The 23,976-nt window shown below is 70.9% G+C and carries 21 protein-coding genes and 1 pseudogene; 13 read left to right on the top strand and 9 right to left on the bottom strand.

The genetic code is table 11. The annotated features are described in order from the left end of the window. Positions 1–143 precede the first annotated feature (143 nt). Positions 144–1,034 (top strand): NUDIX hydrolase, encoded by an 891-nt coding sequence (locus OHA88_RS25760; RefSeq protein WP_326817342.1) that lies wholly within the window; start codon positions 144–146, stop codon positions 1,032–1,034. Then, on the top strand, positions 1,031–1,861 hold the full coding sequence (locus OHA88_RS25765) for an MBL fold metallo-hydrolase (protein WP_328627238.1): 831 nt from the start codon (positions 1,031–1,033) through the stop codon (positions 1,859–1,861). Before OHA88_RS25760 ends, OHA88_RS25765 begins: the two co-directional genes overlap by 4 nt. A gap of 108 nt (positions 1,862–1,969) precedes the next feature. Here OHA88_RS25765 and OHA88_RS25770 read toward each other — a convergent pair whose 3' ends face one another. Continuing rightward, a complete protein-coding gene (locus tag OHA88_RS25770) occupies positions 1,970–2,644 on the bottom strand; it encodes a Crp/Fnr family transcriptional regulator (protein WP_030925113.1) in 675 nt (224 codons plus the stop codon). 313 nt (positions 2,645–2,957) lie between these two features. On the opposite strand from OHA88_RS25770, the gene nth reads away from it, so the two are divergent. The 3 genes from nth (at position 2,958) to OHA88_RS25785 (ending at position 6,032) form a co-directional block, all read left to right on the top strand. Beyond that, positions 2,958–3,878, top strand: a complete 921-nt coding sequence (gene nth / locus OHA88_RS25775; protein ID WP_328627239.1) for an endonuclease III — start codon at positions 2,958–2,960, stop codon at positions 3,876–3,878. Between the two features lie 78 nt (positions 3,879–3,956). Further along, on the top strand, positions 3,957–4,736 hold the full coding sequence (locus OHA88_RS25780; protein WP_425900376.1) for an NUDIX hydrolase: 780 nt from the start codon (positions 3,957–3,959) through the stop codon (positions 4,734–4,736). Between the two features lie 90 nt (positions 4,737–4,826). Then, on the top strand, positions 4,827–6,032 hold the full coding sequence (locus tag OHA88_RS25785) for a MarP family serine protease (RefSeq protein ID WP_326604540.1): 1,206 nt from the start codon (positions 4,827–4,829) through the stop codon (positions 6,030–6,032). 86 nt (positions 6,033–6,118) lie between these two features. Here the strand turns inward: OHA88_RS25785 and OHA88_RS25790 are convergent, their stop codons facing one another. The 7 genes from OHA88_RS25790 to OHA88_RS25820 all read right to left on the bottom strand — a co-directional run bounded on the left by OHA88_RS25790 (position 6,119) and on the right by OHA88_RS25820 (position 16,177). Next, positions 6,119–6,322 (bottom strand): hypothetical protein, encoded by a 204-nt coding sequence (locus tag OHA88_RS25790; RefSeq protein WP_328627241.1) that lies wholly within the window; start codon positions 6,320–6,322, stop codon positions 6,119–6,121. 169 nt (positions 6,323–6,491) lie between these two features. Beyond that, positions 6,492–7,454, bottom strand: a complete 963-nt coding sequence (locus OHA88_RS25795; RefSeq protein WP_326604538.1) for an alpha/beta fold hydrolase — start codon at positions 7,452–7,454, stop codon at positions 6,492–6,494. Next, positions 7,451–7,990, bottom strand: a complete 540-nt coding sequence (locus tag OHA88_RS25800) for a phage holin family protein (RefSeq protein WP_267004439.1) — start codon at positions 7,988–7,990, stop codon at positions 7,451–7,453. Before OHA88_RS25800 ends, OHA88_RS25795 begins: the two co-directional genes overlap by 4 nt. Positions 7,991–8,035: 45 nt before the next feature. Beyond that, positions 8,036–9,445, bottom strand: coding sequence for a Na+/H+ antiporter NhaA (gene nhaA / locus OHA88_RS25805; protein WP_328627242.1), 1,410 nt, complete (start codon positions 9,443–9,445; stop codon positions 8,036–8,038). Between the two features lie 227 nt (positions 9,446–9,672). Further along, positions 9,673–11,670 (bottom strand): acetate--CoA ligase, encoded by a 1,998-nt coding sequence (acs, locus tag OHA88_RS25810; protein WP_328627243.1) that lies wholly within the window; start codon positions 11,668–11,670, stop codon positions 9,673–9,675. 113 nt (positions 11,671–11,783) lie between these two features. Further along, positions 11,784–14,483, bottom strand: coding sequence for a bifunctional SulP family inorganic anion transporter/carbonic anhydrase (locus OHA88_RS25815; RefSeq protein ID WP_328627244.1), 2,700 nt, complete (start codon positions 14,481–14,483; stop codon positions 11,784–11,786). A gap of 698 nt (positions 14,484–15,181) precedes the next feature. Then, positions 15,182–16,177, bottom strand: coding sequence for an ATP-binding protein (locus OHA88_RS25820; protein ID WP_328627245.1), 996 nt, complete (start codon positions 16,175–16,177; stop codon positions 15,182–15,184). A 102-nt stretch (positions 16,178–16,279) separates the two neighbouring features. Here OHA88_RS25820 and OHA88_RS25825 point away from each other — a divergent pair, with 102 nt between their 5' ends. Then, entirely contained in the window at positions 16,280–17,104 is an 825-nt protein-coding gene (locus OHA88_RS25825) for an oxidoreductase (protein WP_267004444.1), read from the top strand. A 565-nt stretch (positions 17,105–17,669) separates the two neighbouring features. On the opposite strand, the gene OHA88_RS25830 is transcribed toward OHA88_RS25825, so the two are convergent. Next, the gene (locus tag OHA88_RS25830) at positions 17,670–18,509 is read right to left on the bottom strand and encodes an HAD family hydrolase (RefSeq protein WP_328627246.1); all 840 of its coding nucleotides are present in this window, start codon (positions 18,507–18,509) and stop codon (positions 17,670–17,672) included. 498 nt (positions 18,510–19,007) lie between these two features. On the opposite strand from OHA88_RS25830, the gene ssd reads away from it, so the two are divergent. The 7 genes and pseudogenes from ssd to OHA88_RS25865 all read left to right on the top strand — a co-directional run. Continuing rightward, positions 19,008–20,123 carry a septum site-determining protein Ssd gene (ssd, locus tag OHA88_RS25835; protein ID WP_328627247.1) on the top strand — a complete coding sequence of 372 codons (1,116 nt, stop codon included), beginning with the start codon at positions 19,008–19,010 and terminating at the stop codon, positions 20,121–20,123. Next, complete coding sequence (locus OHA88_RS25840; protein WP_328627248.1) at positions 20,120–21,268, top strand: TadA family conjugal transfer-associated ATPase; 1,149 nt, start codon at positions 20,120–20,122, stop codon at positions 21,266–21,268. Before ssd ends, OHA88_RS25840 begins: the two co-directional genes overlap by 4 nt. Beyond that, the gene (locus OHA88_RS25845; protein WP_425900366.1) at positions 21,265–22,146 is read left to right on the top strand and encodes a type II secretion system F family protein; all 882 of its coding nucleotides are present in this window, start codon (positions 21,265–21,267) and stop codon (positions 22,144–22,146) included. The genes OHA88_RS25840 and OHA88_RS25845 overlap by 4 nt, the downstream gene beginning before the upstream one ends. Next, on the top strand, positions 22,143–22,946 hold the full coding sequence (locus tag OHA88_RS25850; RefSeq protein ID WP_328627249.1) for a type II secretion system F family protein: 804 nt from the start codon (positions 22,143–22,145) through the stop codon (positions 22,944–22,946). The genes OHA88_RS25845 and OHA88_RS25850 overlap by 4 nt, the downstream gene beginning before the upstream one ends. 58 nt (positions 22,947–23,004) lie before the next feature. After that, positions 23,005–23,205, top strand: a complete 201-nt coding sequence (locus OHA88_RS25855; RefSeq protein ID WP_267004449.1) for a DUF4244 domain-containing protein — start codon at positions 23,005–23,007, stop codon at positions 23,203–23,205. Then, entirely contained in the window at positions 23,192–23,602 is a 411-nt protein-coding gene (locus tag OHA88_RS25860; protein ID WP_328627250.1) for a TadE family type IV pilus minor pilin, read from the top strand. Before OHA88_RS25855 ends, OHA88_RS25860 begins: the two co-directional genes overlap by 14 nt. 146 nt (positions 23,603–23,748) lie before the next feature. Continuing rightward, a pseudogene (locus OHA88_RS25865) lies at positions 23,749–23,970 on the top strand (Rv3654c family TadE-like protein); the annotation flags it as partial. Positions 23,971–23,976 lie beyond the last annotated feature (6 nt).

Below are 23,976 nucleotides of genomic sequence, written 5' to 3' on the forward strand. Positions count from 1 at the left end.
TCGTGCGTACGGGCCGGATCGTGGGCGGTGTGCGGACGGGGCAGGGCGTGTGCCGGGCCGGAACGCGGGCCTGCCCGGGGGGATCGCGGGATGCGTGATCGGCACCTCTCGAACATCGGCGCGGTTCCGGATAGCCTCCGGCCATGTCCAATGGTCAGTGGTACCCACCGGAATGGCCCGATCGGATCCGGGCGCTCGCCGCGGGCGAGCTGACGGCCGCGACTCCCCGGCGGGCCGCCACCGTGATGCTGCTCCGGGACCCCGCTGACATCGGCGGCCGGCCCGACGTCCACATGCTGCGTCGCCGTGCCTCCATGGCTTTTGCCGGAGGCGCGTACGCCTATCCGGGGGGCGGGGTCGACCCGCGCGACGACGACCGCCTCGTCGAGTGGGCCGGACCCGCGCTGGAGAGCTGGGCCGAGCGGCTCGGTGTCGGCACGGCGGCCGAGGCGCAGGCCATCGTCTGTGCGGCCGTTCGCGAGACGTACGAGGAGGCAGGCGTCCTCCTCGCCGGGCCGACCGCCGACACGGTCGTCAGCGACACCACGGGCGCCGACTGGGAGGCCGACCGCGAGGCCCTGGTCGCCCGCGAGCTGTCCTTCGCCGAGTTCCTGGACCGGCGGGGTCTGGTGCTGCGGTCCGATCTGCTCGGGGCGTGGGCGCGCTGGATCACGCCCGAGTTCGAGCCGCGCCGCTACGACACCTGGTTCTTCGTCGCCGCGCTCCCCGAGGGCCAGCGCACTCGAAACGCGTCCACCGAGGCCGACCGAACGGTGTGGATCGCCGCCGGGGACGCCGCCGACGGGTACGACCGGGGCGAGCTGCTGATGATGCCGCCGACCGTGTCGACGCTGCGTCAGCTGCGGCCGTACGGGACCGCCGCCGAGGCCCTGAAGGCCGCGTCCTCCCAGGACCTCACCCCCGTACTCGCACAGGCCCGGCTCCACGGCGACGAGTTGGTGCTGAGCTGGCCGGGGCACGACGAGTTCACCAAACACATTCCGACCGGCAGCGCGGGCGGTGAGGCCGTATGAGCCAGGCAGCAGCCCTTCCAGGACAGCCGCGCGGCGGGGTCCTGTCCGGCCCCGCCACCACCCGTACCGTCAACGTCCTCGCCCCCAACGCCTCGGCGATGACGCTCGACGGAACCAACACCTGGATCGTCGCCGAACCCGACTCCGACCTCGCGGTCGTCATCGATCCGGGCCCGCTGGACGACGGCCATCTGCGGGCCGTCATCGACTCCGCCGAGCGTGCGGGCCGGCGGATCGCGCTCACCCTGCTCACCCACGGACACCCCGACCATGCCGAGGGAGCGGCGCGCTTCGCCGAGCTGACACGCACGAAGGTGCGCGCCCTGGACCCGGCGCTGCGCCTGGGCGAGGAAGGCCTTTCCACCGGCGATGTGATCACGGTCGGCGGCTTGGAGATGTACGTCGTGCCGACCCCCGGGCACACCGCGGACTCGCTCTCCTTCCATCTGCCCGCCGACCGGGCGGTGCTGACGGGCGACACCATCCTCGGGCGAGGCACGACGGTCGTCGCGCATCCGGACGGGCGGCTCGGCGACTACCTCGACTCGCTGCGGCGGCTGCGCTCGCTGACGGTCGACGACGGGGTGCACACGGTGCTGCCGGGGCACGGGCCGGTGCTGGACGACGCGCAGGGCGCGGTCGAGTTCTACCTGGCGCACCGCGCGCACCGGCTGGCGCAGGTGGAGACGGCGGTGGAGGCGGGGCACCGTACGGCGTCGGAGGTGGTGGCGCAGGTCTACGCGGACGTGGACCGGACGCTGTGGCCGGCGGCGGAGCTCTCGGTGCTGGCTCAGCTGGAGTACCTGGGCGAGCACGGGCTGATCTGACGCGCGGATGCGATGCGGTCGTACGTCGCCCTGATACGCGGTCCTGATACGCGTGGAGGGCCCCGCCTGGCGGCGGGGCCCTCCACGTCGTGAGGAGATGGTGTCCGGCTAGCGCGAACGCTTCGCCAGGCGCTCCACGTCCAGCAGGATCACGGCACGCGCCTCCAGGCGCAGCCAGCCGCGGCCCGCGAAGTCGGCGAGCGCCTTGTTGACCGTCTCACGGGAGGCGCCGACCAGCTGGGCCAGCTCTTCCTGGGTCAGGTCGTGGACGACGTGGATGCCTTCCTCCGACTGGACGCCGAACCGGCGCGACAGGTCGAGGAGGGCGCGGGCGACACGGCCCGGCACGTCGGAGAAGACCAGGTCGGACATCTGGTCGTTGGTCTTGCGCAGTCGGCGGGCGACCGCGCGCAGCAGGGCCGTGGCCACCTCGGGGCGGGCGTTCAGCCAGGGCTGCAGGTCGCCGTGGCCGAGGCCGAGGAGCTTGACCTCGGTGAGCGCGGTGGCGGTGGCGGTGCGAGGGCCCGGGTCGAAGAGCGACAGCTCGCCGATCAGCTCGCCGGGGCCGAGGACCGCGAGCATGTTCTCGCGTCCGTCGGGGGACGTGCGGTGGAGCTTCACCTTGCCCTCGGTGACCACGTACAGCCGGTCACCCTGGTCGCCCTCGTGGAAGAGAGCGTCGCCGCGTGCGAGGGTCACCTCACTCATCGAGGCGCGGAGCTCCGCGGCCTGCTCATCATCGAGCGCCGCGAAAAGCGGGGCGCGCCGCAGAACGTCGTCCACGAGTTCTCTCCTTGTCGGCCTGTTCAGGGAACCGTGGTCCCCATCATGCCGGACGGTAAAACAGTGCGATCAATCACAAACCAGTTTGACGCACGGGCGCAGCTCACCGTGCGGCAGGGGGCCGATTGGGGGTGGATCCGCGGCGACCGGGGCGGATGTCAGTGCCTGGCTCTAGGCTGGCCGGGTGTCCAAATCGCCGGTGAGAGCGCAGGCCAAGGGGGCTGATGAGGTGTCGGAAGGCCGAAATTCCGCTGTGGGCGAACAGGGTATCAGTCGCTCGGCAAAAGCGACAAAACGCCCCTCGGGGGAGTCGGTGAAACAGGGGGAGCCGGTGAAGTCGGCGAGGTCGAGGAAGCCTGCGAAGGCAGCCGAGGCGAAGTCCGGGAAGCCTGCGAAGGCAGCGGAGGCGGCGAAGTCCGCGAAGCCCGGGAAGGCAGCGGAGGCGGCGAAGTCCGGGAAGCCCGGGAAGCCGGAATCCCACCTCGCGATGGTCCGCCGCGCCCGCCGGATCAACCGCGAGCTCGCCGAGATCTACCCGTACGCCCACCCGGAGCTGGACTTCAGGAACCCCTTCGAGCTCCTCGTCGCGACGGTCCTGTCCGCCCAGACCACCGATCTGAGGGTCAACCAGACCACCCCCGCGCTGTTCGCCGCCTACCCCACCCCCGAGGACATGGCGGCGGCCGTCCCGGAGGAGCTGGAGGAGCTCATCCGGCCGACCGGCTTCTTCCGGGCCAAGGCCAAGTCGCTGATAGGCCTCTCCGCGTCGATCAGGGACAACTTCGGCGGTGAGGTACCGGGCCGGCTGGCGGATCTCGTCACGCTGCCCGGCGTGGGCCGCAAGACCGCCAACGTCGTCCTCGGCAATGCCTTCGGCGTCCCCGGCATCACGGTCGACACCCACTTCGGCCGGCTGGTCCGGCGCTGGAAGTGGACGGAGCAGGAGGACCCGGAGAAGGTCGAGGCGGAGATCGCCGCGATCTTCCCCAAGAGCGAGTGGACGATGCTCTCGCACCGCGTCGTCTTCCACGGCCGCCGCATCTGCCACGCCCGCAGGCCTGCCTGTGGCGCCTGTCCGATCGCCCCGCTCTGCCCCTCGTACGGTGAGGGCGAGACGGACCCGGAGAAGGCCCGGAAGCTCCTGAAGTACGAGATGGGCGGCCAGCCGGGCCAGCGTCTCAGCCCGCCGCCGGACTACCCGGGCAGGCCCGCGCCCGCGCTGGGAGCCGGGTGACGGAGGCGGGGGCCGGCTGACAGGTGCGTCCGCTCCGGAACGAAATACGTGGCGACAGGCGTTGTGGGACGACGAGGGGTGCCGATGAAGACGCACGAACAGAGCCACGTACAGGCGGACGGGCAGACGCCCGACCGGAGCGACGTGGAGAAGCGCGAACACAACCGCACCGCGGGCGCGGGCCGTGACGACGCGATCGCCGTCACGGCCGACGGGCTGCCCGGCTGGCTCGACCCTGTCGTCCGCGCCGCGCGGACCATCGAGCCCCGGCAGCTCAGCCGCTTCCTGCCGCCCGAGAACGGCGCCGGGCGCCAGTCCGCGGTGCTGATCCTGTTCGGCGAGGGCGAGCGCGGCCCCGAGCTGCTCCTGATGGAGCGCTCCGGATCCCTGCGTTCCCACGCGGGGCAGCCTTCCTTCCCCGGTGGCGCCCTGGACCCCGAGGACGGCGATCAGGCGACCACAGGGCCGCTCAGGGCCGCTCTGCGGGAGGCCGAGGAGGAGACGGGCCTCGATCCGCGCGGCGTCCAGCTCTTCGGCGTGCTGCCCCGGCTGTACATCCCGGTGAGCAGCTTCGTGGTGACGCCGGTGCTCGGCTGGTGGCGGGCGCCGAGCCCGGTCGGAGTCGTCGATCCGGCGGAGACGGCCCGGGTCTTCACGGTTCCCGTGGCGGATCTCACGGATCCGGCCAATAGAGTGACGACGGTGCACCCCAGCGGTCACCTCGGCCCGGCATTTCTGGTCGAATCCGCCCTGGTCTGGGGTTTCACGGCCGGGGTCATCGACCGCATTCTGCACTTCGCAGGGTGGGAGCGCCCCTGGGACAGGTCCAGACAGGTGCCGCTCGACTGGCGCGCATGACAGGCTGACGTCCGTGCCGGGCCCTTCCGGGCCGGCCCGGCCTCAGCCGAACGAACGGGTCCGGCGACGAATCTGCGAGGGCAATAGACGGTGAACGTGCTGGACATCCTGCTGCTGGCCGGCGCCGTGTGGTTCGCAGTGATCGGCTACCGCCAGGGCTTCGTCGTCGGCATCCTGTCGGTGATCGGGTTCCTCGGCGGCGGCCTCGTCGCCGTCTATCTGCTTCCGGTCCTGTGGGACCAGTTGACGGACAGCTCCGAAGTGTCCTCGACTGCCGCGGTCGTCGCGGTCATAATCGTGATCGTGTGCGCCTCCGTCGGTCAGGCCTTTACTACGCATCTCGGCAACAAACTCCGCCGCTACATCACCTGGTCGCCTGCGCGCGCACTCGACGCGACCGGCGGCGCGCTGGTCAATGTGGTCGCGATGCTGCTGGTGGCGTGGCTGATCGGGTCAGCCCTCGCGGGTACGTCGCTGCCGACGCTGGGCAAGGAGGTCCGCAACTCCTCGGTGCTGCTCGGCGTCTCCCGGGTGATGCCCTCCCAGGCCTCCACCTGGTTCACGGACTTCTCCTCGGTCCTCGCGCAGAACGGCTTCCCGCAGGTCTTCAGCCCCTTCGCCAACGAGCCGATCACCGAGGTCAAGGCCCCGGACCCGGCACTGGCCGGCAGCCCGGTCGCGAAGCGCGCCAAGCAGTCCATCGTCAAGGTCGTCGGTACGGCTCCGAGCTGCGGCAAGGTCCTCGAGGGCACCGGCTTCGTCTTCTCCGACCGCCGGGTGATGACCAACGCGCATGTCGTCGGCGGCGTCGACGAGCCGACCGTCCAGATCGGCGGCCAGGGGCGGCTGTACGACGCGAAGGTCGTCCTGTACGACTGGCAGCGCGACATCGCCGTACTCGACGTCCCGGGCCTCGACGCGAAGCCGCTGAAGTTCACCGACACCAACCACGACGCGGCCTCGGGGAACAGCGCCATCGTCGCGGGCTTCCCGGAGAACGGCTCCTACGACGTACGCGCCGCGCGCGTACGCGGCCGCATCGACGCCAACGGCCCGGACATCTACCACCGGGGCACGGTCCGCCGCGACGTGTACTCGCTCTACGCGACGGTCCGTCAGGGCAACTCCGGCGGCCCGCTGCTGACCCCCGACGGCAAGGTGTACGGAGTCGTGTTCGCCAAGTCGCTGGACGACCCCCAGACGGGCTACGCCCTGACCGCCGACGAGATCCGTCAGGACATCACGACCGGCCGCACCGCGAACCAGCAGGTCGACAGCCAGGCGTGCGCGCTGTAGGTCGCGGAGAAGGCGAGGGAGTGCGGGGCAGCCGCCCCGCACTCACCCCCTGGCGTCTTTCTCCGTGTGATCGGGTGAGAGGCGCGTCATCCGCGGGGATGCCGCAGCCGCGCCGAGACCCAGCGGGCCCGGCGGCTGAGGATGCGCGGAATGCCCAGCCGGGGATCATGTAGATCATGCGCACTGCGCACCCGGCCCTGGGGGCCGTCCCCCTCATGAGTGCTCGGATCCGCCGTAGCGGTCGAGCGTCGATTGCGTGCTGCGTCACCGAAGTCGTGCGTCCAGCCCATACCCCGACGTCTGCCCGTGCCTCATGGTCGGTAATCGCCCATGCGCCAGCCAATTGGCCTATGCGCCGGGCAATTGGCTGTTCGTCAGACAACTGTGCTGTTCCGGCCACCGATTGGCCGCGCCGGGTCAGCCCGGCCGCCCGCAGAGCCGGTCGCGTGGCTGCCGGGGCTACCGGTCCGGCTCAGGATCCTTGAGCCAGTTGATGAGTTCGGTCGAGAACCCGACCGGATCCTCCTCGTGCGGGAAGTGCCCCAGACCATCGAAAAGTCGCCAACGGTACGGCGCTTCGACGTACTCGCCGGACCCCGCCGCACTCCGCGTACGGACCGCCGGATCGAGCGAACCGTGCAGATGTAGCGTGGGCACCCGCACCGGACGCTTCATCCTGCGGTTGAACTGGATGCCGTCCGGGCGCGCCATGGACCGCACCATCCAGCGGTACGGCTCGATCGAGCAGTGCGCCGTCGACGGGATGCACATCGCGCGCCGGTAGACGTCCACCGCCGCGTCGTCGGGGAACTCCGCTGCCCGCGGCCCCGACCAGTCGCGGATCAGTCGGCCCACCAACGCCGCGTCGTCCGCGACGAGCTGACGCTCCGGCACCCACGGCCGTTGGAAGCCCCAGATGTACGAACCCGCCCGGGACTGTGCGAAGTCGGACAGCATGGAGGACCGCCAACGGCGCGGATGCGGCATCGAGGAGACCACCAGCCGGCGCACCAGCTTCGGCCGCATCACTGCGGCCGTCCAGGCGAGGTAGCCGCCCATGTCGTGGCCGACCAGCGCCGCGTCCGGCTCGCCGAGCGAGCGGATCACGCCGGTGATGTCGAGGGCCAGGTTGGCGGGGTCGTAACCCCGCGGCGTGCGGTCGCTGCCGCCCACCCCGCGCAGATCCATCGCGACGGCACGGAAGCCGGCGTCGGCGAGTGCGGTCAGCTGATGGCGCCAGGTCCACCAGAACTGCGGGAAGCCGTGCAGCAGCAGTACGAGCGGCCCGTCACCCAGCTCGGCGATGTGGAAGCGCGCCCCGTTGGCCGCCACGTCGCGGTGGGTCCAGGGGCCGTCGAGGCGTACGGGACTGCCTGAGCCGGGGCCTGTGGGGCCGAATGCGCTGGAATCGGGGACGGTCATGTGGACGAGCGTGCCACAGCGGACGCCTTGTCCTGGACCGAGGACTTCACCACGGCCTTGTCCGCCGGGGTGCTGACCGAGGCCGTGACGGCCGGACGGCTCGCACCCGCGGTGACGGCGGGCCGCGGATGCGGCTTGACGCCCTGCAGCACGGCCGCTGTCTGCTTGGCCGACGCGATGGACTTCTCCGGCGGCTTGACCTTCTTGAACTTGGCGATGGCGATCAGCGCGAGCACGATCGCAAGCAGAATGAACGCGGCGCCCACGATCAGGAACGACCACGCGAGCCCGAGTCCCAGGTTGTGGATTCCGTACGCCGCCGCGAAGCTCAGCACGGGCAGCGCGAACAGAATCAGCACGCCTGCGACGATGAACGCCACACTGCCGGCCACGCCCCGCTTGACGTCCTGCCGCACCTCGGCCTTGGCCAGGGCGATCTCGTCGTGCACGAGTGCGGACACCTCGGCCGTCGCCGAGGCGACCAGCTGCCCGAGACTGCGGTCGGCGCTGCCCGCGTAGTTGCCGGGGTCGCTCATCCCTGACTCCCTCTTCTGCTCCAGCTCAACACATCTGGTGTCAGATCATGCCGGACTGTCCGGCTTGCTGCGCGCTGCCCCCGCCAGTTCGGCAAGGCGGCGGTGTTCCGCGGCCTTCTTCTCGTAGATCGCGGCCATCCGAAGGTGGTACGCCGGATCGTCCTGCTCGTAGATGTCGGGAACGCCGTCCTGGTCCTCGTCGAGCTCCTCCGCCTCGTAGAGCGTCCGGTATCTGCGTACCCGGAGTTTGAGCAATGCACCGGAGAACACGGCCGCGATCAGGGATCCCATCAGCACCGCGGCCTTGATCTCGTTGGTGAGGCCGGCGTTCCCTTCGAACGCGAGCTCGCCGATGAGCAGCGAGACGGTGAAGCCGATCCCGGCGAGCGCGGCGACCGCGAAGACGTCCGCCCATGCCAGGTCCTTGTTCAGCTCGGCCTTGGTGAAGCGGGCGGCCAGCCACGTACCGCCGAAGATGCCGATCGTCTTGCCGGCGACGAGCCCCAGTACGACACCGAGCGTCTCGGGCCGGGTGAAGACCCCCGCCAGCGCGTGACCGGAGAGCGAGACCCCGGCCGAGAAGAGCGCGAACAGCGGCACGGCGAGACCGGCCGACAGCGGGCGTATCAGGTGTTCGATGTGCTCGCCGGGGGAGTGCTGCTCGCCCTCGCGCCGGGTGCAGCGCAGCATCAGGCCCATGGCGACGCCGGCGATGGTGGCGTGGATGCCGCTGTTGTACATCAGTCCCCAGATGACCAGGGCGAGCGGTACGTAGACGTACCAGCCGCGCACGTTCTTGCGCAGCAGCAGATAGAAGACGACGAGGCCGACGACGGCGCCGATGAGCGCCATGAAGTCGATGTCCTCGGTGAAGAAGACGGCGATGATCAGGATCGCGAAGAGGTCGTCGACGACGGCAAGGGTGAGCAGGAAGGCGCGGAGCGCGGACGGCAGCGAGGTGCCGATCACCGCGAGGACGGCGAGCGCGAAGGCGATGTCGGTGGCGGTGGGGACGGCCCAGCCGTCCGTGGAACCGCCGCCGACCACAGTCACCAGCGTGTAGACGATGGCCGGCGCGGCCATGCCGCAGAGGGCGGCGATGACCGGCAGGACGGCCGCCTTGGGGTCGCGCAGGTCACCCGCCACCAGTTCTCGCTTGAGCTCGACACCCGCGACGAAGAAGAAGATCGCGAGCAGCCCGTCGGCCGCCCAGTGCTGCACGGAGAGGTCCAGCCCCAGGGAGTGCGGCCCGAGGTGGAAGTCGCTGACGGCCCGGTAACTGGACCCGAAGGTGTTCGCCCAGGTCAGCGCGGCCACAGTGGCGACCAGCAGGATGACTCCGCCGACGGTCTCGGTGCGCAGGGCGTCCGCGAGGTAGTTCCGCTCGGGGAGGGAGAGACGCCCGAGAAAGGTGCGGCGGGACGGAGAGGGGGGTGTGGGGGCGGGCGCGGCCACGAGTGGAGACCTCCGGGTCGGTACGGCAGCAATGGCATGGCTGATGCACTTGCCGACCAGACTTCCCGGCACACCCTGTGGAGATTTTTTGATGAGTTGTTGATGCAGCTGCCACTGTACCCGGGGTGTGCGGGGCCGTATGCGGTGATCTTCACTTTAAATGCCCGAGGGGCACCCGGCGCGTTGCCGGGTGCCCCTCGGGGTCGTATCTGCTCGTGCCTACTGCCTCAGTCCTCGGAGGACGACGACGGCAGCTGCGTCTGGATGAGGTCCATGACCGAGGAGTCGGTGAGCGTGGTGACATCACCCAGCTCGCGGTTCTCCGCGACATCGCGCAGCAGGCGGCGCATGATCTTGCCGGAGCGGGTCTTCGGCAGCTCGGCGACCGGCAGGATCCGCTTGGGCTTGGCGATCGGGCCGAGCGTGGCGCCGACATGGTTGCGCAGATCGGCGACGAGGCTGTCGGAGGCGGACGCCGAACCGCGCAGTATCACGAACGCGACAATGGCCTGGCCGGTCGTCTCGTCGGCCGCGCCGACCACGGCGGCCTCGGCGACCGACGGGTGCGACACGAGCGCCGACTCGACCTCGGTGGTCGAGATGTTGTGCCCGGACACGAGCATCACGTCGTCGACCCGGCCGAGCAGCCAGATGTCGCCGTCCTCGTCCTTCTTGGCGCCGTCGCCCGCGAAGTACTTGCCTTCGAAGCGCGACCAGTAGGTGTCGAGGAAGCGCTGGTCGTCGCCCCAGATGGTGCGGAGCATCGACGGCCACGGCTCGGTGAGGACGAGGTAGCCGCCCCCGCCGTTCGCCACCTCGTTGGCCTCGTCGTCGACGACGGTGGCGGAGATACCGGGCAGGGCGCGCTGGGCCGAACCGGGCTTGGTCTCCGTGACACCGGGAAGCGGCGAGATCATCATCGCGCCGGTCTCGGTCTGCCACCAGGTGTCCACGATCGGGCACTTGTCGGCGCCGATGTGCTTGCGGTACCAGATCCACGCCTCGGGGTTGATCGGCTCACCGACCGAACCGAGAATCCGCAGCGACGACAGGTCGAACTTGGCGGGGATGTCGTCGCCCCACTTCATGAACGTACGGATCGCGGTCGGCGCCGTGTAGAGGATCGTGACGCCGTACTTCTGGATGATCTCCCAGAAGCGCCCCTGGTGAGGGGTGTCGGGCGTGCCCTCGTACATCACCTGCGTCGCGCCGTTGGCCAGCGGTCCGTACACGATGTACGAGTGTCCGGTCACCCAGCCGATGTCGGCGGTGCACCAGTAGACGTCGGTCTCCGGCTTGAGGTCGAAGACGGCGTGGTGGGTGTACGCCGCCTGCGTGAGGTAGCCGCCGGAGGTGTGCAGGATGCCCTTCGGCTTACCCGTCGTACCCGAGGTGTAGAGGATGAAGAGCGGGTGCTCGGCGTCGAATGCCTCGGGGGCGTGCTCGGCGGACTGGCGGCCGGTGATCTCGTGCCACCAGACGTCGCGGCCCTCGGTCCACGGGGTGTCCTGGCCGGTGCGCCGCACCACGAGGACGTGCTCGACGGTGTCGAGACGGGAGACGGCGTCGTCCACGGCGGGCTTCAGCGCGGACGGCTTGCCGCGGCGGTAGCCACCGTCGGCGGTGATGACGACCTTGGCGTCCGCGTCCTGGATGCGGGCGGCGATGGCGTCGGCGGAGAAGCCGCCGAAGACCACCGAGTGCGCGGCGCCGATGCGGGCGCAGGCCAGCATCGCGACGGCGGCCTCGGGGATCATCGGCAGGTAGACGGCGACCCGGTCGCCCTTGCCGACGCCGAGCTCGGCGAGGGCGTTGGCGGCGCGGGAGACCTCGTCCTTCAGTTCCGCATATGTGATTGCGCGGCTGTCGCCGGGCTCGCCCTCGAAGTGGATGGCGACACGGTCGCCGTGGCCCGCTTCGACGTGCCGGTCCACGCAGTTGTACGCGACGTTCAGCTTGCCGTCCGCGAACCACTTGGCGAAGGGCGGGTTGCTCCAGTCGAGCGTCTCGGTCGGCTCCGTGGCCCAGGTCAGGCGCCGGGCCTGATCGGCCCAGAAGCCCAGCCGGTCCGCCTCGGCCTGCTCGTACGCCTCGGCTGTGACGTTGGCGTCGGCGGCCAGATCGGCGGGTGGTGCGAACCGGCGATCTTCCCGAAGCAGATTGGCCAAGCTTTCGTTGCTCACGACATCTCCCATTCCCAGGGTGTCCGTTGTGTCCCGGGGCATAGCTCATCAGGCCAAGGGCCGGGTGACAAGTGTCTGCCGGGAATTGGTTTAGACCTGTGTTTCGTGTATGGAGGAACGACCACAAGGTCTCACGGACCCGAGGCGCAAGTGGTTCAGGCGCTCGTACGTTCCAACTCGCCGGAACCAGAGGGATCGGCAGGGTCGGCCGCCGCGGCGGGGGCGGAAACAGCTGCGTGATCACCGGGATCACTGAGACCTGTGGGGTCACTGAGGTCGGTGATGTCGTACGGGCGGGCGTGGTTCGGGTCGCCGGGGCCCACCCGGTCGAAGACCTCGTCGATCCCGCTACCGGCGCTCGCGCCCTCGGCCAGCAGATACGCCTGCGCCTCGCCGACGTGGAAGTACATCCCGTGCAATTGGAGTGCACCCTCGGCGAGTCTCCGCGCCACCGATCCATGGGCCCGCAGATGGTCCAACTGCTGGACCACATTGGAGAGGCAGAGCTGCTCCACCTCATCGGCGGGCAGCCGGCCGGAGATCCGTGCCCAGGCATGATGCCGGGACCTCATCCGTTCCAGGCTCGGCAGGCCGTGCCGCAGCCAGCGCCACAGGGACGTCTGCGGGGCGTCCGGCCCGGTGCTCATCAGCGCCTGCATCGCGCCGCAGCCGGAGTGGCCGCAGACGGTGATGGACTCGACCTTGAGCACATCCACCGCGTACTCGATCGCGGCGCCCACCGAGTCGTCACCGGCCTCCGCGCCCGGCGGGGGCACGAGGTTGCCGACGTTCCGAACGGTGAACAGGTCGCCCGGGCCGCTCGCCGTGATCATGCTGGTGACCAGGCGGGAGTCCGCGCAGGTGATGAAGAGCTGGGAGGGACGCTGACCCTCGCGGGCCAGCCGGGCGAGCTCGTCGCGCACCAGCGGAGCCGTATTGCGCTGGAACGAACTGAGCCCGCTGGCCAGCCGGTGCGCGCCGGACCGGCGCGGAACGGCGGATCCGTCGCCGGGGGTGTCGAACCCGCCGGTGGGGTCGGCGGTGGCGGCGGCATTGGCCCCCGGGGCGTCGGCCTCGGCGCGGCCTGAGCCCGTGGGCCCCTGGTCGGCGGTGGGGTGTTCGCCGGAGGGGAAAGCCACCCAGGTGGCGGCGGCATGGCGGGCGTCGACCGGCCGGCCGGGCTGGTCGTGGCAGTGGTGGTTGCGCCACGGTGTCCAGGGGCGGCAGCAGGAGTGGGCCGCCGAGGCGGGCTCGGCGATCCGGCCACCGGATCTGCCGGTGAAAACGACCCGGCCGCCCTGCGCGGTCTGGGCATCGCTCCAGTGCTGGATCGTCTCGTACGCCGCATGGTCCATGAAGAATCCGTCCAACTCGACCACCGCGTCCGCGCCTCGGGGCAACTGGCCGAGCGCCCGGCTGAGCCGCGGCACCGCGAGGAACGTCAGCTGGCCCCGTACGACCACCAGATGCTGGCCGTTCTGATCGGTCACCGTGATCCTGGTGCGGGCCAGCCGGTGCAGGGCGACGGCCACGGCCACGGCGATGCCGATGGCCACACCCTCCAGCACACCGAAGAGCACCACACCGGTGATCGTCGCCCCGTACACCAGGAATTCGCGGTGCCTGTGGACATTGCGGATGTGGGCGAAGCTCACCATCTGGAAGCCGACCACCATCACCAGAGCGGCGAGTGCGGCCAGCGGGATCCACTCCAGGGCCGTGACCAACAGTCCGGCGGCGAGCAGCACCCAGACGCCGTGCAGCACGGTGGCGGCTCGGCCGGTGGCCCCGGCCCGTACGTTCGCCGAACTCCGCACCGCGCCACCGGACACCGGCAGTCCGCCGAGCAGCCCGGACAGTACGTTGGCGATGCCCTGGCCGCGCAGTTCGCGGTCGAGATCGGAGCGCTGGACCGGCGGGGCGGCCGGGGCAGGAGTGGCGGAATCGGCGGTTCTCCCGCCGGCGCGGTCGGCGGTCAGCTTGTCCACCGCCACTGCGGCGAGCAGCGATTCGAGGCTGGCCACCAGCAGCACCGTGAACACGGCGGTGGCCAGGGCCAGGACGGGACCCTGCGGCAGCTCGGGCAGGGCGTGCGAGCGCCAGGAGGGCAGGTCGACCCGGGCGATCCCGGGAGCTGCGACCGCTGCCACCGCCGTTGCGATCGCCACCGAGGCGAGGGCCGCGGGCAGCCGTCGCACCGCTCGCCCGATCCGCCCGGGGAGCCGCGGCCACACCATCAGTACGGCGATGGTCAGTGCACCGATCAGCGGCGCGGCCGGACTCGACCGGCCCAACTGTTCAGGAAGTGCCAGGGCGTTGGCGGCCGCCGAGCTCAAGGGCGAGCCGCCGAGCACGATGTGCAACTGGGCGAGCGCGATGGCTACGCCGATACCGGCGAGGGTGCCGTGCACGATGGCGGGGCTGACAGCGAGGGCGCCGCGGGCCGCTCGCAGCGAGCCCAGCAGGATCTGCAGAAGTCCGGCGCCGATGGTGATCGCGCAGGTGGTGCGCCAGCCGTAGATCTGGATCAACTCGGCTGTGACCACGGTCAGACCGGCGGACGGGCCGCTGACCTGGAGGGGAGTGCCGCCGAGCAGTCCGGCGACGATGCCGCCGATCGCGGCGGAGATGAGTCCGGCTTCCAACGGGGCGTCCATGGCGACGGCCAGGCCGAGCGACATGGGGACGGCGATGAGGAAGACAGTGATCGATGCGGACAGGTCGGCGCCCGCGATGCGGAATCGCCCGCCGCGGCGCGGCGGTGGCGGGCTGTGAGGGCGTTTGATTCCCGAGGCGCGGGAAGGTGGCGAACTGCGGGCTGTGTGGTCATGACGGATGCGGACGCAAGCAGACATGTTCCCGTCTCCTCCGGGGCAGCGCGGTCGCGGAACGTGGGGACGCGGCCGTGGGTCACGGCGTGCAGCGGCGGGATTTCTCAACTCTCGGTAAATGAATCGTAATGGAGAGTAAAGATTTACGTCCATGATTCAGGGCAAATGGGCCATTGAGTCACTCATTCAAGTGAATAGTCAGCTTTTTGCATGGTCTGTCATGCGGATGTTTTCAGGGCGGCATGCGACCTCGACCGTGCTGCGTCGGCAGATTTCGTACAAATTATCCGAAAAGGAAGAGAGTGGGGCCGATGATGGCCGCCACGAAAGGGGATGCCGGGCCCGAGTGGAACGCGCGCGCCCCCGGCGTCGCTTCTTCCTCACCGGCGACGGCTCCACCACATCTTCACCGAAAGTCGGCCGAAGCGGCTCCGGCCGGAGCGCCTGTTGCCTGGTCAGAAGCTGCCGCAGTGCGTGGTGTTCTCCTGGGACGGCGCCGGCGAGGGCGCACTCGGCGTCGGCGAGGTGCCGCGGGAAGGGGCGGGCGGCCCGCCTCGCCCACGGGTCCCGGGGCTGTCCGACGGGAAGTGGGCGGAGCGCCAGGGGTGTCCGGCCCCGTCACCGCGCCGGTCGCCGAGTCGTGGGCGACCGGTTGGATCGCAGGTCAGGGGCCGGGTGGGTCAAGGGGCCGAGCGATGGAGGGGCGCGGCGTCGCAACCCGTTCACACGGGCTGAGCGACGCCGACCTGTGCGCTCCGCTCGTCGAGCACGAAGGAGGGGTCGACCTGGGCAGCCAGATCGGCGCCCGTCTTCTCGTTGCCCCAGCTCTCTGCGTTCTTCAGGTGGAAGTGCACCATCTGCCGCGTGTAGCGCTCCCAGTCGCGCTGCCCGTACGAATCCTCCGCCGCGTCCTGCAGGGCCTGCAGGGCCATCCGGTTGTCCGCCTCCAGTAGCTCGAAGCGGGCCGGCCGGCCCTTTTCCATCGCCCGCACCCAGTCGGAGTGACCGACGCTGACCAGAAGGTCGTCACCGACCTCGGCCCGCAGGAAGTCCAGGTCGTCCTGGCCCTGCACCTTGTTGCCGACGACCTTCAGGGCGACCCCGAAGTCCCGTGCGTACTCCTTGTACTGGCGATAGACCGAGACGCCCTTGCGGGTCGGTTCGGCAACCAGGAATGTCATGTCGAAGCGGGTGAACATTCCTGACGCGAAGGAGTCCGAACCCGCGGTCATGTCGACGACCACGTACTCGTCGGGACCGTCGACGAGATGGTTGAGGCAGAGCTCGACCGCGCCGACCTTGGAGTGGTAGCACGCCACCCCCAGATCCGATTCGGCGAACGGTCCGGTGGTCATCAGCCGGATGTCCCCGTCGTCCAGCGTGATCGTGCGGGCGCACGCGTCATAGACCGGGTTGTCCTCGCGGACGCGGAGCAGCCGCGAGCCCTCGCCGGGCGGAGTTGTCTTGATCATCGTCTCGACGGAGGCGATACGGGAGTTGCTGCCTCGCAGATACTCCTTGATCAGTGGCAGTTGCGCACCCATGGCGGGCAGCGCCGCCGCCTCCTCGTCATCGAGGCCGAGTGCGGCCCCCAGATGCTGGTTGATGTCGGCGTCCACCGCGACGACATGGGCTTCATTGGCGGCAAGGTGGCGGATGAAGAGCGAGGACAGCGTGGTCTTGCCGCTGCCGCCCTTCCCTACGAAAGCGATCTTCATGTTCACCTAGGGTAGCTGCACAACTGCGCTCCGTTGTCGAACTTCGTGAAGAAGGCCACTCCGGGACGGTATGGGTGTAGGGGGCGCGTAGCCTCGCTACCTATGAGTACGACTGCCCCAGACCCGCTCGCCACCCTGGGCGCCCTGCCGGGGGTCGCCGACGCGGTGGACTCCGTACGCAAGGCCGTCGACCGCGTCTACGGTCACCGAGTCATGCGCCGCCGCAGCAACGAGGTCACCGCGGAGGCGGCGCTGCGCGGCGCGCGTGGATCCGCCGCGCTCTCCGGCGCCGACTGGAACCTGGAGGAGGTGCGGCGGCGCACCGACTTCAGCGGTGACGACGAGTCGCAGGTGATCGGAGCCGCCCTCCGGCTCACCGCGGAAGCAGGTCAACTGCTCTCCATCTGGCGGCAGTCGCCGCTGCGGGTCCTTGCCCGGCTGCATCTGGTGGCGGCCGGCGGGGCCGCGCCCGATGACGCGGTCGGCCGGCCCCGGCTGGCGGGCGAGCCGGTGGACGAGCCGCTGATCGAAGCGCCGCTGCCGGACGCGGACGAGGTCGCCGGGCGGCTGGAAGGTCTCTCCGGACTGATCCTTGCGGGGAGTGCGGCGCCCGCGCTGGTGACGGCCGCGGTCGTGCACGGCGAACTGCTGGCGCTGCGCCCCTTCGGTTCGTACAACGGGCTGGTCGCGCGGACCGCCGAACGGATCGTGCTGATCGGGAGTGGACTGGACCCGAAGTCCATCTGTCCCGCCGAGGTCGGCCATGCGGAACAGGGCCGGGCGGCGTACGTCGCAGCGTTCGAGGGCTATCTGTCGGGGACGCCGGACGGCATGGCCGCCTGGATCGCGCACTGCGGGCGCGCGGTGGAGCTCGGTGTCAGGGAGTCGACGGCGGTCTGTGAGGCGCTGCAGCGCGGGGCTGCCTAGCTCCCGCCCGGCGGCTCGTCCGTCAGGGCCGTCCATCAGTTCGGCCGCCAACTCCCCGGCCCGACTGCTGACTTCACTGCCCGATCAAAGGGTTGCGGCGGTACCGTCCTCGGTACCGCCGCTGGCACGTCCACCCAGTTACCATGCGTCCTCGATACATGCCCATCAGGTCGGGAACTCAGCCCGTTACCTGGTGCGGCTGGCCCGTAATCGACGGGTCGACGTCGCGTGGGTGCTCGGTTTTCATGCTCGGTCCGTGGGGCCTTCTCTGCGTTACAGGTAATCCTCTCGGATGTCCTTGGTCTCGCGGGCCGTTGACTCCTTTCTACTCCACACCTGGGGTAAGCGGTAGTGCTGGCCATGCTTCTTTACTTTTGGGTTCAAATATGGACGAACCGAACATGCTGGTCAGGGCCGGAATCCGGCATGCGGCAGAGCCGTTCGACGCGGACCGGGACCGCTGTCCGGAGGCAGGCTCCGGACAGCGGTCGCGTGGTGACCCGGGCGGCGGGCTTCGCGCGGCGAGGGCTGAGTTCTCCCGGTGCGCGGGTGCAGGTGCGGGATGTCAGGCGGTTGTCGCGGCCGCGCGTCGGCGCGAGGTGTACCAGACGAGTCCCGCGGTGACGGCTGCTGCGCCCACTGCTGCGGCGGCGACGAGCGCTGGGCGGGGTGGCATCGAGAGCGCGGGCAGCCGCTGCTTGAGCCGAACCGGGCGGTTGAAGACGAGAATCGGCCATTCCCGGAGCGCTGCTTCGCGCCGCAGTGCGCGGTCCGGGTTGACCGCGTGCGGGTGGCCGACGGCCGCCAGCATCGGTACATCGGTCGCGGAATCGCTGTAGGCGTAACAGCGCGAGAGGTCGTATCCCTCCGAGACGGCGAGTGCCTGGACCGCCTCGGCCTTCGTCGGCCCGTACGCGTAGTACTCCACCTCGCCGGTGAAACAGCCGTCGTCGCCGACGACCATTCGAGTGGCGACGACCCGGTCGGCGCCCAGCAGCTCGCCGATCGGCTCGACGACTTCTGCGCCCGAGGTGGAAACGATGACGACATCGCGTCCGGCGGTGTGGTGCTCCTCGATGAGGGTCGCCGCCTCGTCGTAGATGATGGGGTCGATCAGATCGTGCAAGGTCTCGGCGACGATTTCCTTCACCTGCTGGACGTTCCAGCCCTTGCAGAGCGCGGAGAGATATTCGCGCATCCGCTCCATCTGGTCGTGATCGGCGCCCCCGGCGAGGAACACGAACTGTGCGTACGCGGTGCGCAGTACGGCACGGCGGTTGATCAGTCCGCCTTGGTAGAAGGACTTGCTGAAGGTCAGAGTCGAAGACTTCGCAATGACCGTCTTGTCCAGGTCAAAGAAGGCTGCTGTGCGCGGCAAGGAGTGGTTTTCCACAAGGCAGAGCATAGGGGCCCACCATTCGGCGTAAACTCTGGCGCGTGGGTTTGCCTGAGAAGGCTCTCGGGTACACCATGGAAGTCACGGATCGTTCGCGACCGTGCTAACCCGGTCCGACTCCTCCCCCCCCGAGTCGGCCGTGGGGACGACCCCCGCTCTCCCCCCCGGCGGGGGTCGTCGCATGTCCGGACGCATTTCTGGCGCTCGGAATCAAGCATTCTGTCTCCTTCTCGGCCGCGACGGCCCGTTTTTCTGCGCTCTCGAACCACCATGACTCGTCACAGTCTGTAGTGGAAGTGCTGCTCTCCGGAAGTCGCCGGTATGGGTGACGGAGATATTCACAGCGGTGGAGTTGTCCACAGTTTTTGAGCAAGATCCACACGATTTCCCGAAGCGTTGCACGGTGATTCCACCCGCGAAGTCCGCGGGTTCCGGATATCGCCGATCTCGGAAGCCTCCGAGATCGCCGCGAAACCGCGGTGAAGGTGCAGGGAGAAGGGGGAGATCGTGGCCGAATCCATCGCACGGGATCGTCTGCCGGTCGCCGAAGAGCGGAGCGGCGGACCGCTGATCGTGACCGAGGATGTGGAACTGCTTGACGATCTGCTGCGGCTGTGCGCGGCCGCCGGAGCGGAGCCTGAGGTTCACCACACGCTGCCGGAAGGCAGAGGCGGCTGGGAGCGGGCTCCGATGGTTCTGGTGGGCGACGACGCGGCCCCGCGGTGCCGTGGAGTCGCGCGCAGGCAGGGCGTGATGCTCGTGGGGCGCGACCAGGACGCCCCGGACGTCTGGCGGCGGGGCGTGGAGATCGGGGCGGAATATGTGCTGCGGCTGCCCGACGCGGAGAGCTGGCTCGTCGATCAGATCGCCAATGCGGCGGAGGGTGTGGGCAGGCCCGCGCTCACCGTCGGAGTGATCGGCGGACGGGGCGGAGCCGGCGCGTCGACATTGGCCTGCGCGCTGGCCGTGGCTGCGGCCAGGAGCGGGCGGCGGACCATGCTGATCGACGGCGATCCGCTGGGTGGGGGCATCGATGTGCTGCTCGGCGGCGAGCGCGCCGAGGGGATGAGGTGGCCGGATTTCGCCCATTCCAAAGGGCGGGTGGGCGGTGGCGCCCTGGAGGAGTCGCTGCCCGCATTGCACGGGTTGCGGGTGCTCAGCTGGGGGCGCGACGACTGGGTGGTCGTTCCGCCACCGGCCATGGCGGCGGTGCTGGCGGCCGCGCGCAGGCTCGGTGGGGTGGTGGTCGTCGATCTGCCGCGCCGGGTCGACGAGTCGGTGGCCGAGGCGCTTGCCCAGCTGGACCTCGGGCTGCTGGTCGTCCCCGGCGAGTTGCGGGCGGTCGCGGCGGCGAAGCGGGTGGCGTCCATGGCCGGGATGGTCCTGGGCGATCTGAGGGTGATGGCACGCGGCCCGTACGCGGCAGGTCTGGACGAGCGCTGGGTGGCGGATGCGCTGGGGCTGCCGCTCGCCGGTGAACTCCCGCTGGAGCCGGGGCTGCTCGCCGCTCAGGATGGCGGGACGCCGCCCGGCGGCAGCGCCCGTTCCCCGCTGGCCAGGTTCTGTGCGGCGTTCTGGGACCGCGCGCTTGCCGGAGGCGTCGCCGGGGGAGCGGTGTCATGACCGAAGCATCGCTCGACGCCGTGCGGCAGCGGCTGGCGCAGAGCGGCGCCGCACCGACCCCGGCCGGGGTGGCGGCCGCGCTCCGGGCCCAGGGACGGCTGCTCGGCGATGCCGAAGTACTCGGAGCCGCGGAGGAGTTGCGCGGCGAACTGGTCGGCACCGGGGTGCTGGAACCGCTGCTTGCCGATCCCGCGGTCACTGACGTGCTGGTGTCCGCGCCGGACCGGGTGTGGGTGGACCGGGGAGGCGGGCTCGAACTCACCGGGGTGACCTTCCGGGACGCCCCGGCGGTGCGCAGGCTGGCGCAGCGGCTCGCCGCGGTCGCCGGGCGGCGGCTGGACGACGCCCGGCCCTGGGTGGACGCCCGGCTGCCGGACGGGACGCGGATGCACGCGGTGCTGCCGCCGGTGTCCGTCGGTTCCACGTGCCTGTCGCTGCGGGTGGTGCGCCCCAGGGCCTTCTCGCTGGCGGAGCTGGTTGCGGCGGGGACCGTACCGCCGGGCGGGGACCGGGTGTTGCGGGCGCTGGTGGAGGCCCGGGTCTCGTATCTGATCAGTGGTGGCACGGGCGCGGGGAAGACCACGCTGCTGTCGAGCCTGCTGGGCGCCGTCGGGGAGCGGGAGCGGATCGTGCTCGCCGAGGACTCGGCCGAGCTGCGGCCGGACCACCCGCATGTGGTGCGCCTGGAGTCGCGTCCGGCCAACCAGGAAGGGGCGGGCCGGGTGACCTTGCAGGACCTGGTGCGTCAGGCGTTGCGGATGCGGCCGGACCGGCTGGTGGTGGGGGAGGTGCGTGGTTCCGAGGTGACGGTGTTGCTGGCCGCGCTGAACACGGGCCACGAGGGCGGCTGCGGCACGGTCCACGCGAACGCCGCCGAGCATGTCCCCGCCCGTCTGGAGGCCCTCGGCACGGCGGCCGGACTCGACCGGGTGGCGCTGCACAGTCAGTTGGCGGCGGCGCTGTCGGTGCTGGTCCATCTCGTACGGGACCGGGCCGGGCTGCGGAAAATCGCCGAGGTGCACGTGCTGGAGCGGGATGCGGCCGGTCTGGTGGTGACGGTGCCCGCGTTGCGCTGGGGCGCCGACGGCTTCGTCCGGGAGCGGGGCTGGGAGCGGCTGCGGTCGCTGATCGGGGGTGCGATGTGACCGGTGGGTTGTCGGCGGGGGCGGCGGAGTACGCGACGTACACGATGGCCGTGTGTGCGGGGACGGCTGCCTGGTTGGCGGTGGGGCAGGACCAAGGGCTGCGGCGGGCCAGGGTGTTGTTCGTCGACGGGGTGGGTGAGCCGGCGTCGCGGAGCTGCTGGGAGCGGGTCCTGGAGCGGTGCGGCGGGATGTTCCGGGGGCGCAGGGAGTGGCTCTGTCTGCCGGTGGCGCTCGTGCTTGCCGTGCTGGGGGAGTCCCTGCTGCCGGTGGTCGCGGGGGTGGTGGCGGTGCCGCTGGCGCGGCGGTGGCTGCGCAGGCGGGCTGGGCGGCGGGAGCGCGAGCGCCGGGCCGACGCGGTGGTGGCGCTGTGCGGTGCGGTGGTGGGTGAGCTGCGGGCCGGGCACGAGCCGGGGCAGGCGCTGTTGGTCGCCGTGCGCGGCACCGGCGCGATGGGTGCGGCGGAGGCCGCCGTGTCGGCTGCTGCGCGGTTCGGTGGCGATGTGCCGGCTGCGCTCGGGCAGGCGGCGCGTGAGCCGGGCCTGGAAGGGCTCGCCGGGGTGGCGGCGTGCTGGCGGGTCGCGGTGGACGGAGGGGCCGGGCTGGCGGCCGGTCTGGACCGCCTGGAGGGAGCGCTGCGGGCCGAGCGGCGCCGGCGGGAGGAGTTGCGGGCGCAGCTGGCGGGTGCCTGGTCGACGGTGGCCGTGCTGGCGCTGCTTCCGGTGCTGGGTCTGGGGCTGGGGGCGGCGCTCGGGGCCGACCCGTTGCGGGTGCTCCTGCACGGTCCGGCCGGGCTGGTCTGCCTGACGGTCGGCGGCCTGCTGGAGACGGCCGGTCTCCTCTGGGCCGGCCGGATCGTACGGGCGGGGGAAGCCGCATGAGCCGGGTGGCAGGCGAGGTTGTGCACCTTGTCCACGGGTTGGGTCTGCTGGGGGTGGTGCTGGGCGCGGTCGCGTATCCGGCTCTCGCCCTGGCCGGGCGGCGGCGAGAGCGGACGGTGCTTCGCCGGGGCGCGTTGCTGCTGGCGGTCGACCCCGGGAAGCGGCGGCGCAGGCGGTCGGTGTCCGGGGCCCGGGTCAGGGATCTGGCCGCGCTGCTGGGCGCAGTGGTGACCGGCTGGATTCTGGTCGGCGGTCCGCTGGGGTGTGCGGTCGGACTGGCGGCCGCGTACGGCACCTGGCGGTGGCAGCGGACGCGCGATCGGCGCAGACCCGGCGTGCCCGCAGCGGAGGCGGCGGAGATCGCACAGCAGCTCCCGCTGGCAGCCGATCTGCTGGCGGCCTGCATCTCGGCCGGAGCCGGGCCGCGTGAGGCGGCCGAGGCGGTGGGGGAGTCGCTGGGCGGTCCGGTCGGCGAGCGGCTGGCTCGGACGGCGGCGGAGATCCGGCTGGGCGGCGAACCGGCCGTCTCCTGGGGGAGGTTCGGCGAGATACCGGGCGCCGGTGCACTGGCCCGCTGTCTGGAGCGGGCGGGCTCGACCGGGGCTCCCGCGGCGGAGTCGGTCTCCCGCCTGGCCGAGGCGATGCGGGCGGAACGGTCGAGTGCGGCCGTGGCGCGCGCCCAGCGGGCCGGCGTGCTGATCACGGCGCCGGTGGGGCTCTGCTTTCTGCCCGCCTTTCTGGCGGTCGGGGTGGCGCCCGTGGTCATCGGCCTGGCGACCGGACTGCTGCACACCGGTTGAGGCAAAGGTGGCAATAGTTATTCATTCGATCTAAATCGAACCATTCTCGGGGGTTGAAATGGCACAGCGAATCAGGAGCTGGGTGCGGGGCATGGTGCGCCGAGCCCGGTCGGACGGCGGAATGACGACGTCCGAATATGCGGTGGGGACGATCGCGGCCTGCGCGTTCGCGGCGGTGCTCTACAAGGTGGTCACCAGCCCGCCTGTCATGACGGCGCTGCAGTCGCTTCTCAAGGACGCGCTCGATGCGAAGTTCTGAGGGGCGGCGTCCCGGCAGCGGGAGCGGCGAGGCCAGGGGTGGCGGAGGGGGAGACGACCGGGGCGCGGTGACGGCGGAGGCGGCCATGGTGATTCCGGTACTCGCGCTGTTCGCCCTGGCCCTTGTCTGGGCGCTGATGGCCGTCTCCGCCCAGATCCGGTGTGTGGATGCGGCGAGGGCCGGGGCTCGGGCGGCGGCCCGCTCCGAACCGGAGGCGCAGGTGTTGGCAGTCGCCCGTTCGGCGGCACCCGACCGGGCCCGGATCGATCTGGAACGGGCCGGGGAGCTGTGGCGGGTACGGGTCGCTGCACCGACGCCCGGACCCGGCCCGCTGACCCTGACGCTGAGCGCGGAGGCGGCAGCGCTGGCCGAGGACACGGTGGGGGTGGCGCCGTGACGGGGGAGGGTGCCGGCTCGGGGCAGGCGGCTCGGCGGCGGATGCGGCAGGCACGGCGGGCATGGCAGGTGCGGCGAGTGCGGCGCTTGTCGGGGGCGCGGCGGTGCGGGGGAGGGGATCGGGGAGTGGCGACTGTGTGGGTGGCGATGACCACGACCACGTTGTGTGCGGTCTTCGCGATCGTGCTCGCGCTCGGACAAGTGGTGGTCGCCCGGCACCGGGCCGGTGGGGCGGCGGACCTGGCGGCCCTGGCAGCCGCCGACCGGGCCCTGCGGGGGGCGGAGGCGGCGTGCCGGGCGGCCGAGGAGGTGGCCGGGGCTCAGGGGGCGGTGCTGGTGCGGTGTGCAGTGCAGGGGGAGATCGCCGATGTGGCG

It is taken from the genome of Streptomyces sp. NBC_00353 (assembly GCF_036108815.1).
Classification (GTDB): Bacteria; Actinomycetota; Actinomycetes; order Streptomycetales; family Streptomycetaceae; genus Streptomyces.

Bases quoted from the DNA above. Each gene is read 5' to 3' on its own strand.
- acs (WP_328627243.1), bottom strand. From the start codon at position 11,670: ATGCCCCGGGACACAACGGACACCCTGGGAATGGGAGATGTCGTGAGC.
- OHA88_RS25795 (WP_326604538.1), bottom strand. From the start codon at position 7,454: ATGACCGTCCCCGATTCCAGCGCATTCGGCCCCACAGGCCCCGGCTCA.
- OHA88_RS25840 (WP_328627248.1), top strand. From the start codon at position 20,120: ATGACCGAAGCATCGCTCGACGCCGTGCGGCAGCGGCTGGCGCAGAGC.
- OHA88_RS25830 (WP_328627246.1), bottom strand. From the start codon at position 18,509: ATGCTCTGCCTTGTGGAAAACCACTCCTTGCCGCGCACAGCAGCCTTC.
- OHA88_RS25790 (WP_328627241.1), bottom strand. From the start codon at position 6,322: ATGGGCTGGACGCACGACTTCGGTGACGCAGCACGCAATCGACGCTCG.
- OHA88_RS25855 (WP_267004449.1), top strand. From the start codon at position 23,005: ATGGCACAGCGAATCAGGAGCTGGGTGCGGGGCATGGTGCGCCGAGCC.
- OHA88_RS25860 (WP_328627250.1), top strand. From the start codon at position 23,192: ATGCGAAGTTCTGAGGGGCGGCGTCCCGGCAGCGGGAGCGGCGAGGCC.
- OHA88_RS25760 (WP_326817342.1), top strand. From the start codon at position 144: ATGTCCAATGGTCAGTGGTACCCACCGGAATGGCCCGATCGGATCCGG.
- OHA88_RS25815 (WP_328627244.1), bottom strand. From the start codon at position 14,483: ATGTCTGCTTGCGTCCGCATCCGTCATGACCACACAGCCCGCAGTTCG.
- OHA88_RS25765 (WP_328627238.1), top strand. From the start codon at position 1,031: ATGAGCCAGGCAGCAGCCCTTCCAGGACAGCCGCGCGGCGGGGTCCTG.
- OHA88_RS25820 (WP_328627245.1), bottom strand. From the start codon at position 16,177: ATGAAGATCGCTTTCGTAGGGAAGGGCGGCAGCGGCAAGACCACGCTG.
- OHA88_RS25825 (WP_267004444.1), top strand. From the start codon at position 16,280: ATGAGTACGACTGCCCCAGACCCGCTCGCCACCCTGGGCGCCCTGCCG.
- OHA88_RS25800 (WP_267004439.1), bottom strand. From the start codon at position 7,990: ATGAGCGACCCCGGCAACTACGCGGGCAGCGCCGACCGCAGTCTCGGG.
- OHA88_RS25850 (WP_328627249.1), top strand. From the start codon at position 22,143: ATGAGCCGGGTGGCAGGCGAGGTTGTGCACCTTGTCCACGGGTTGGGT.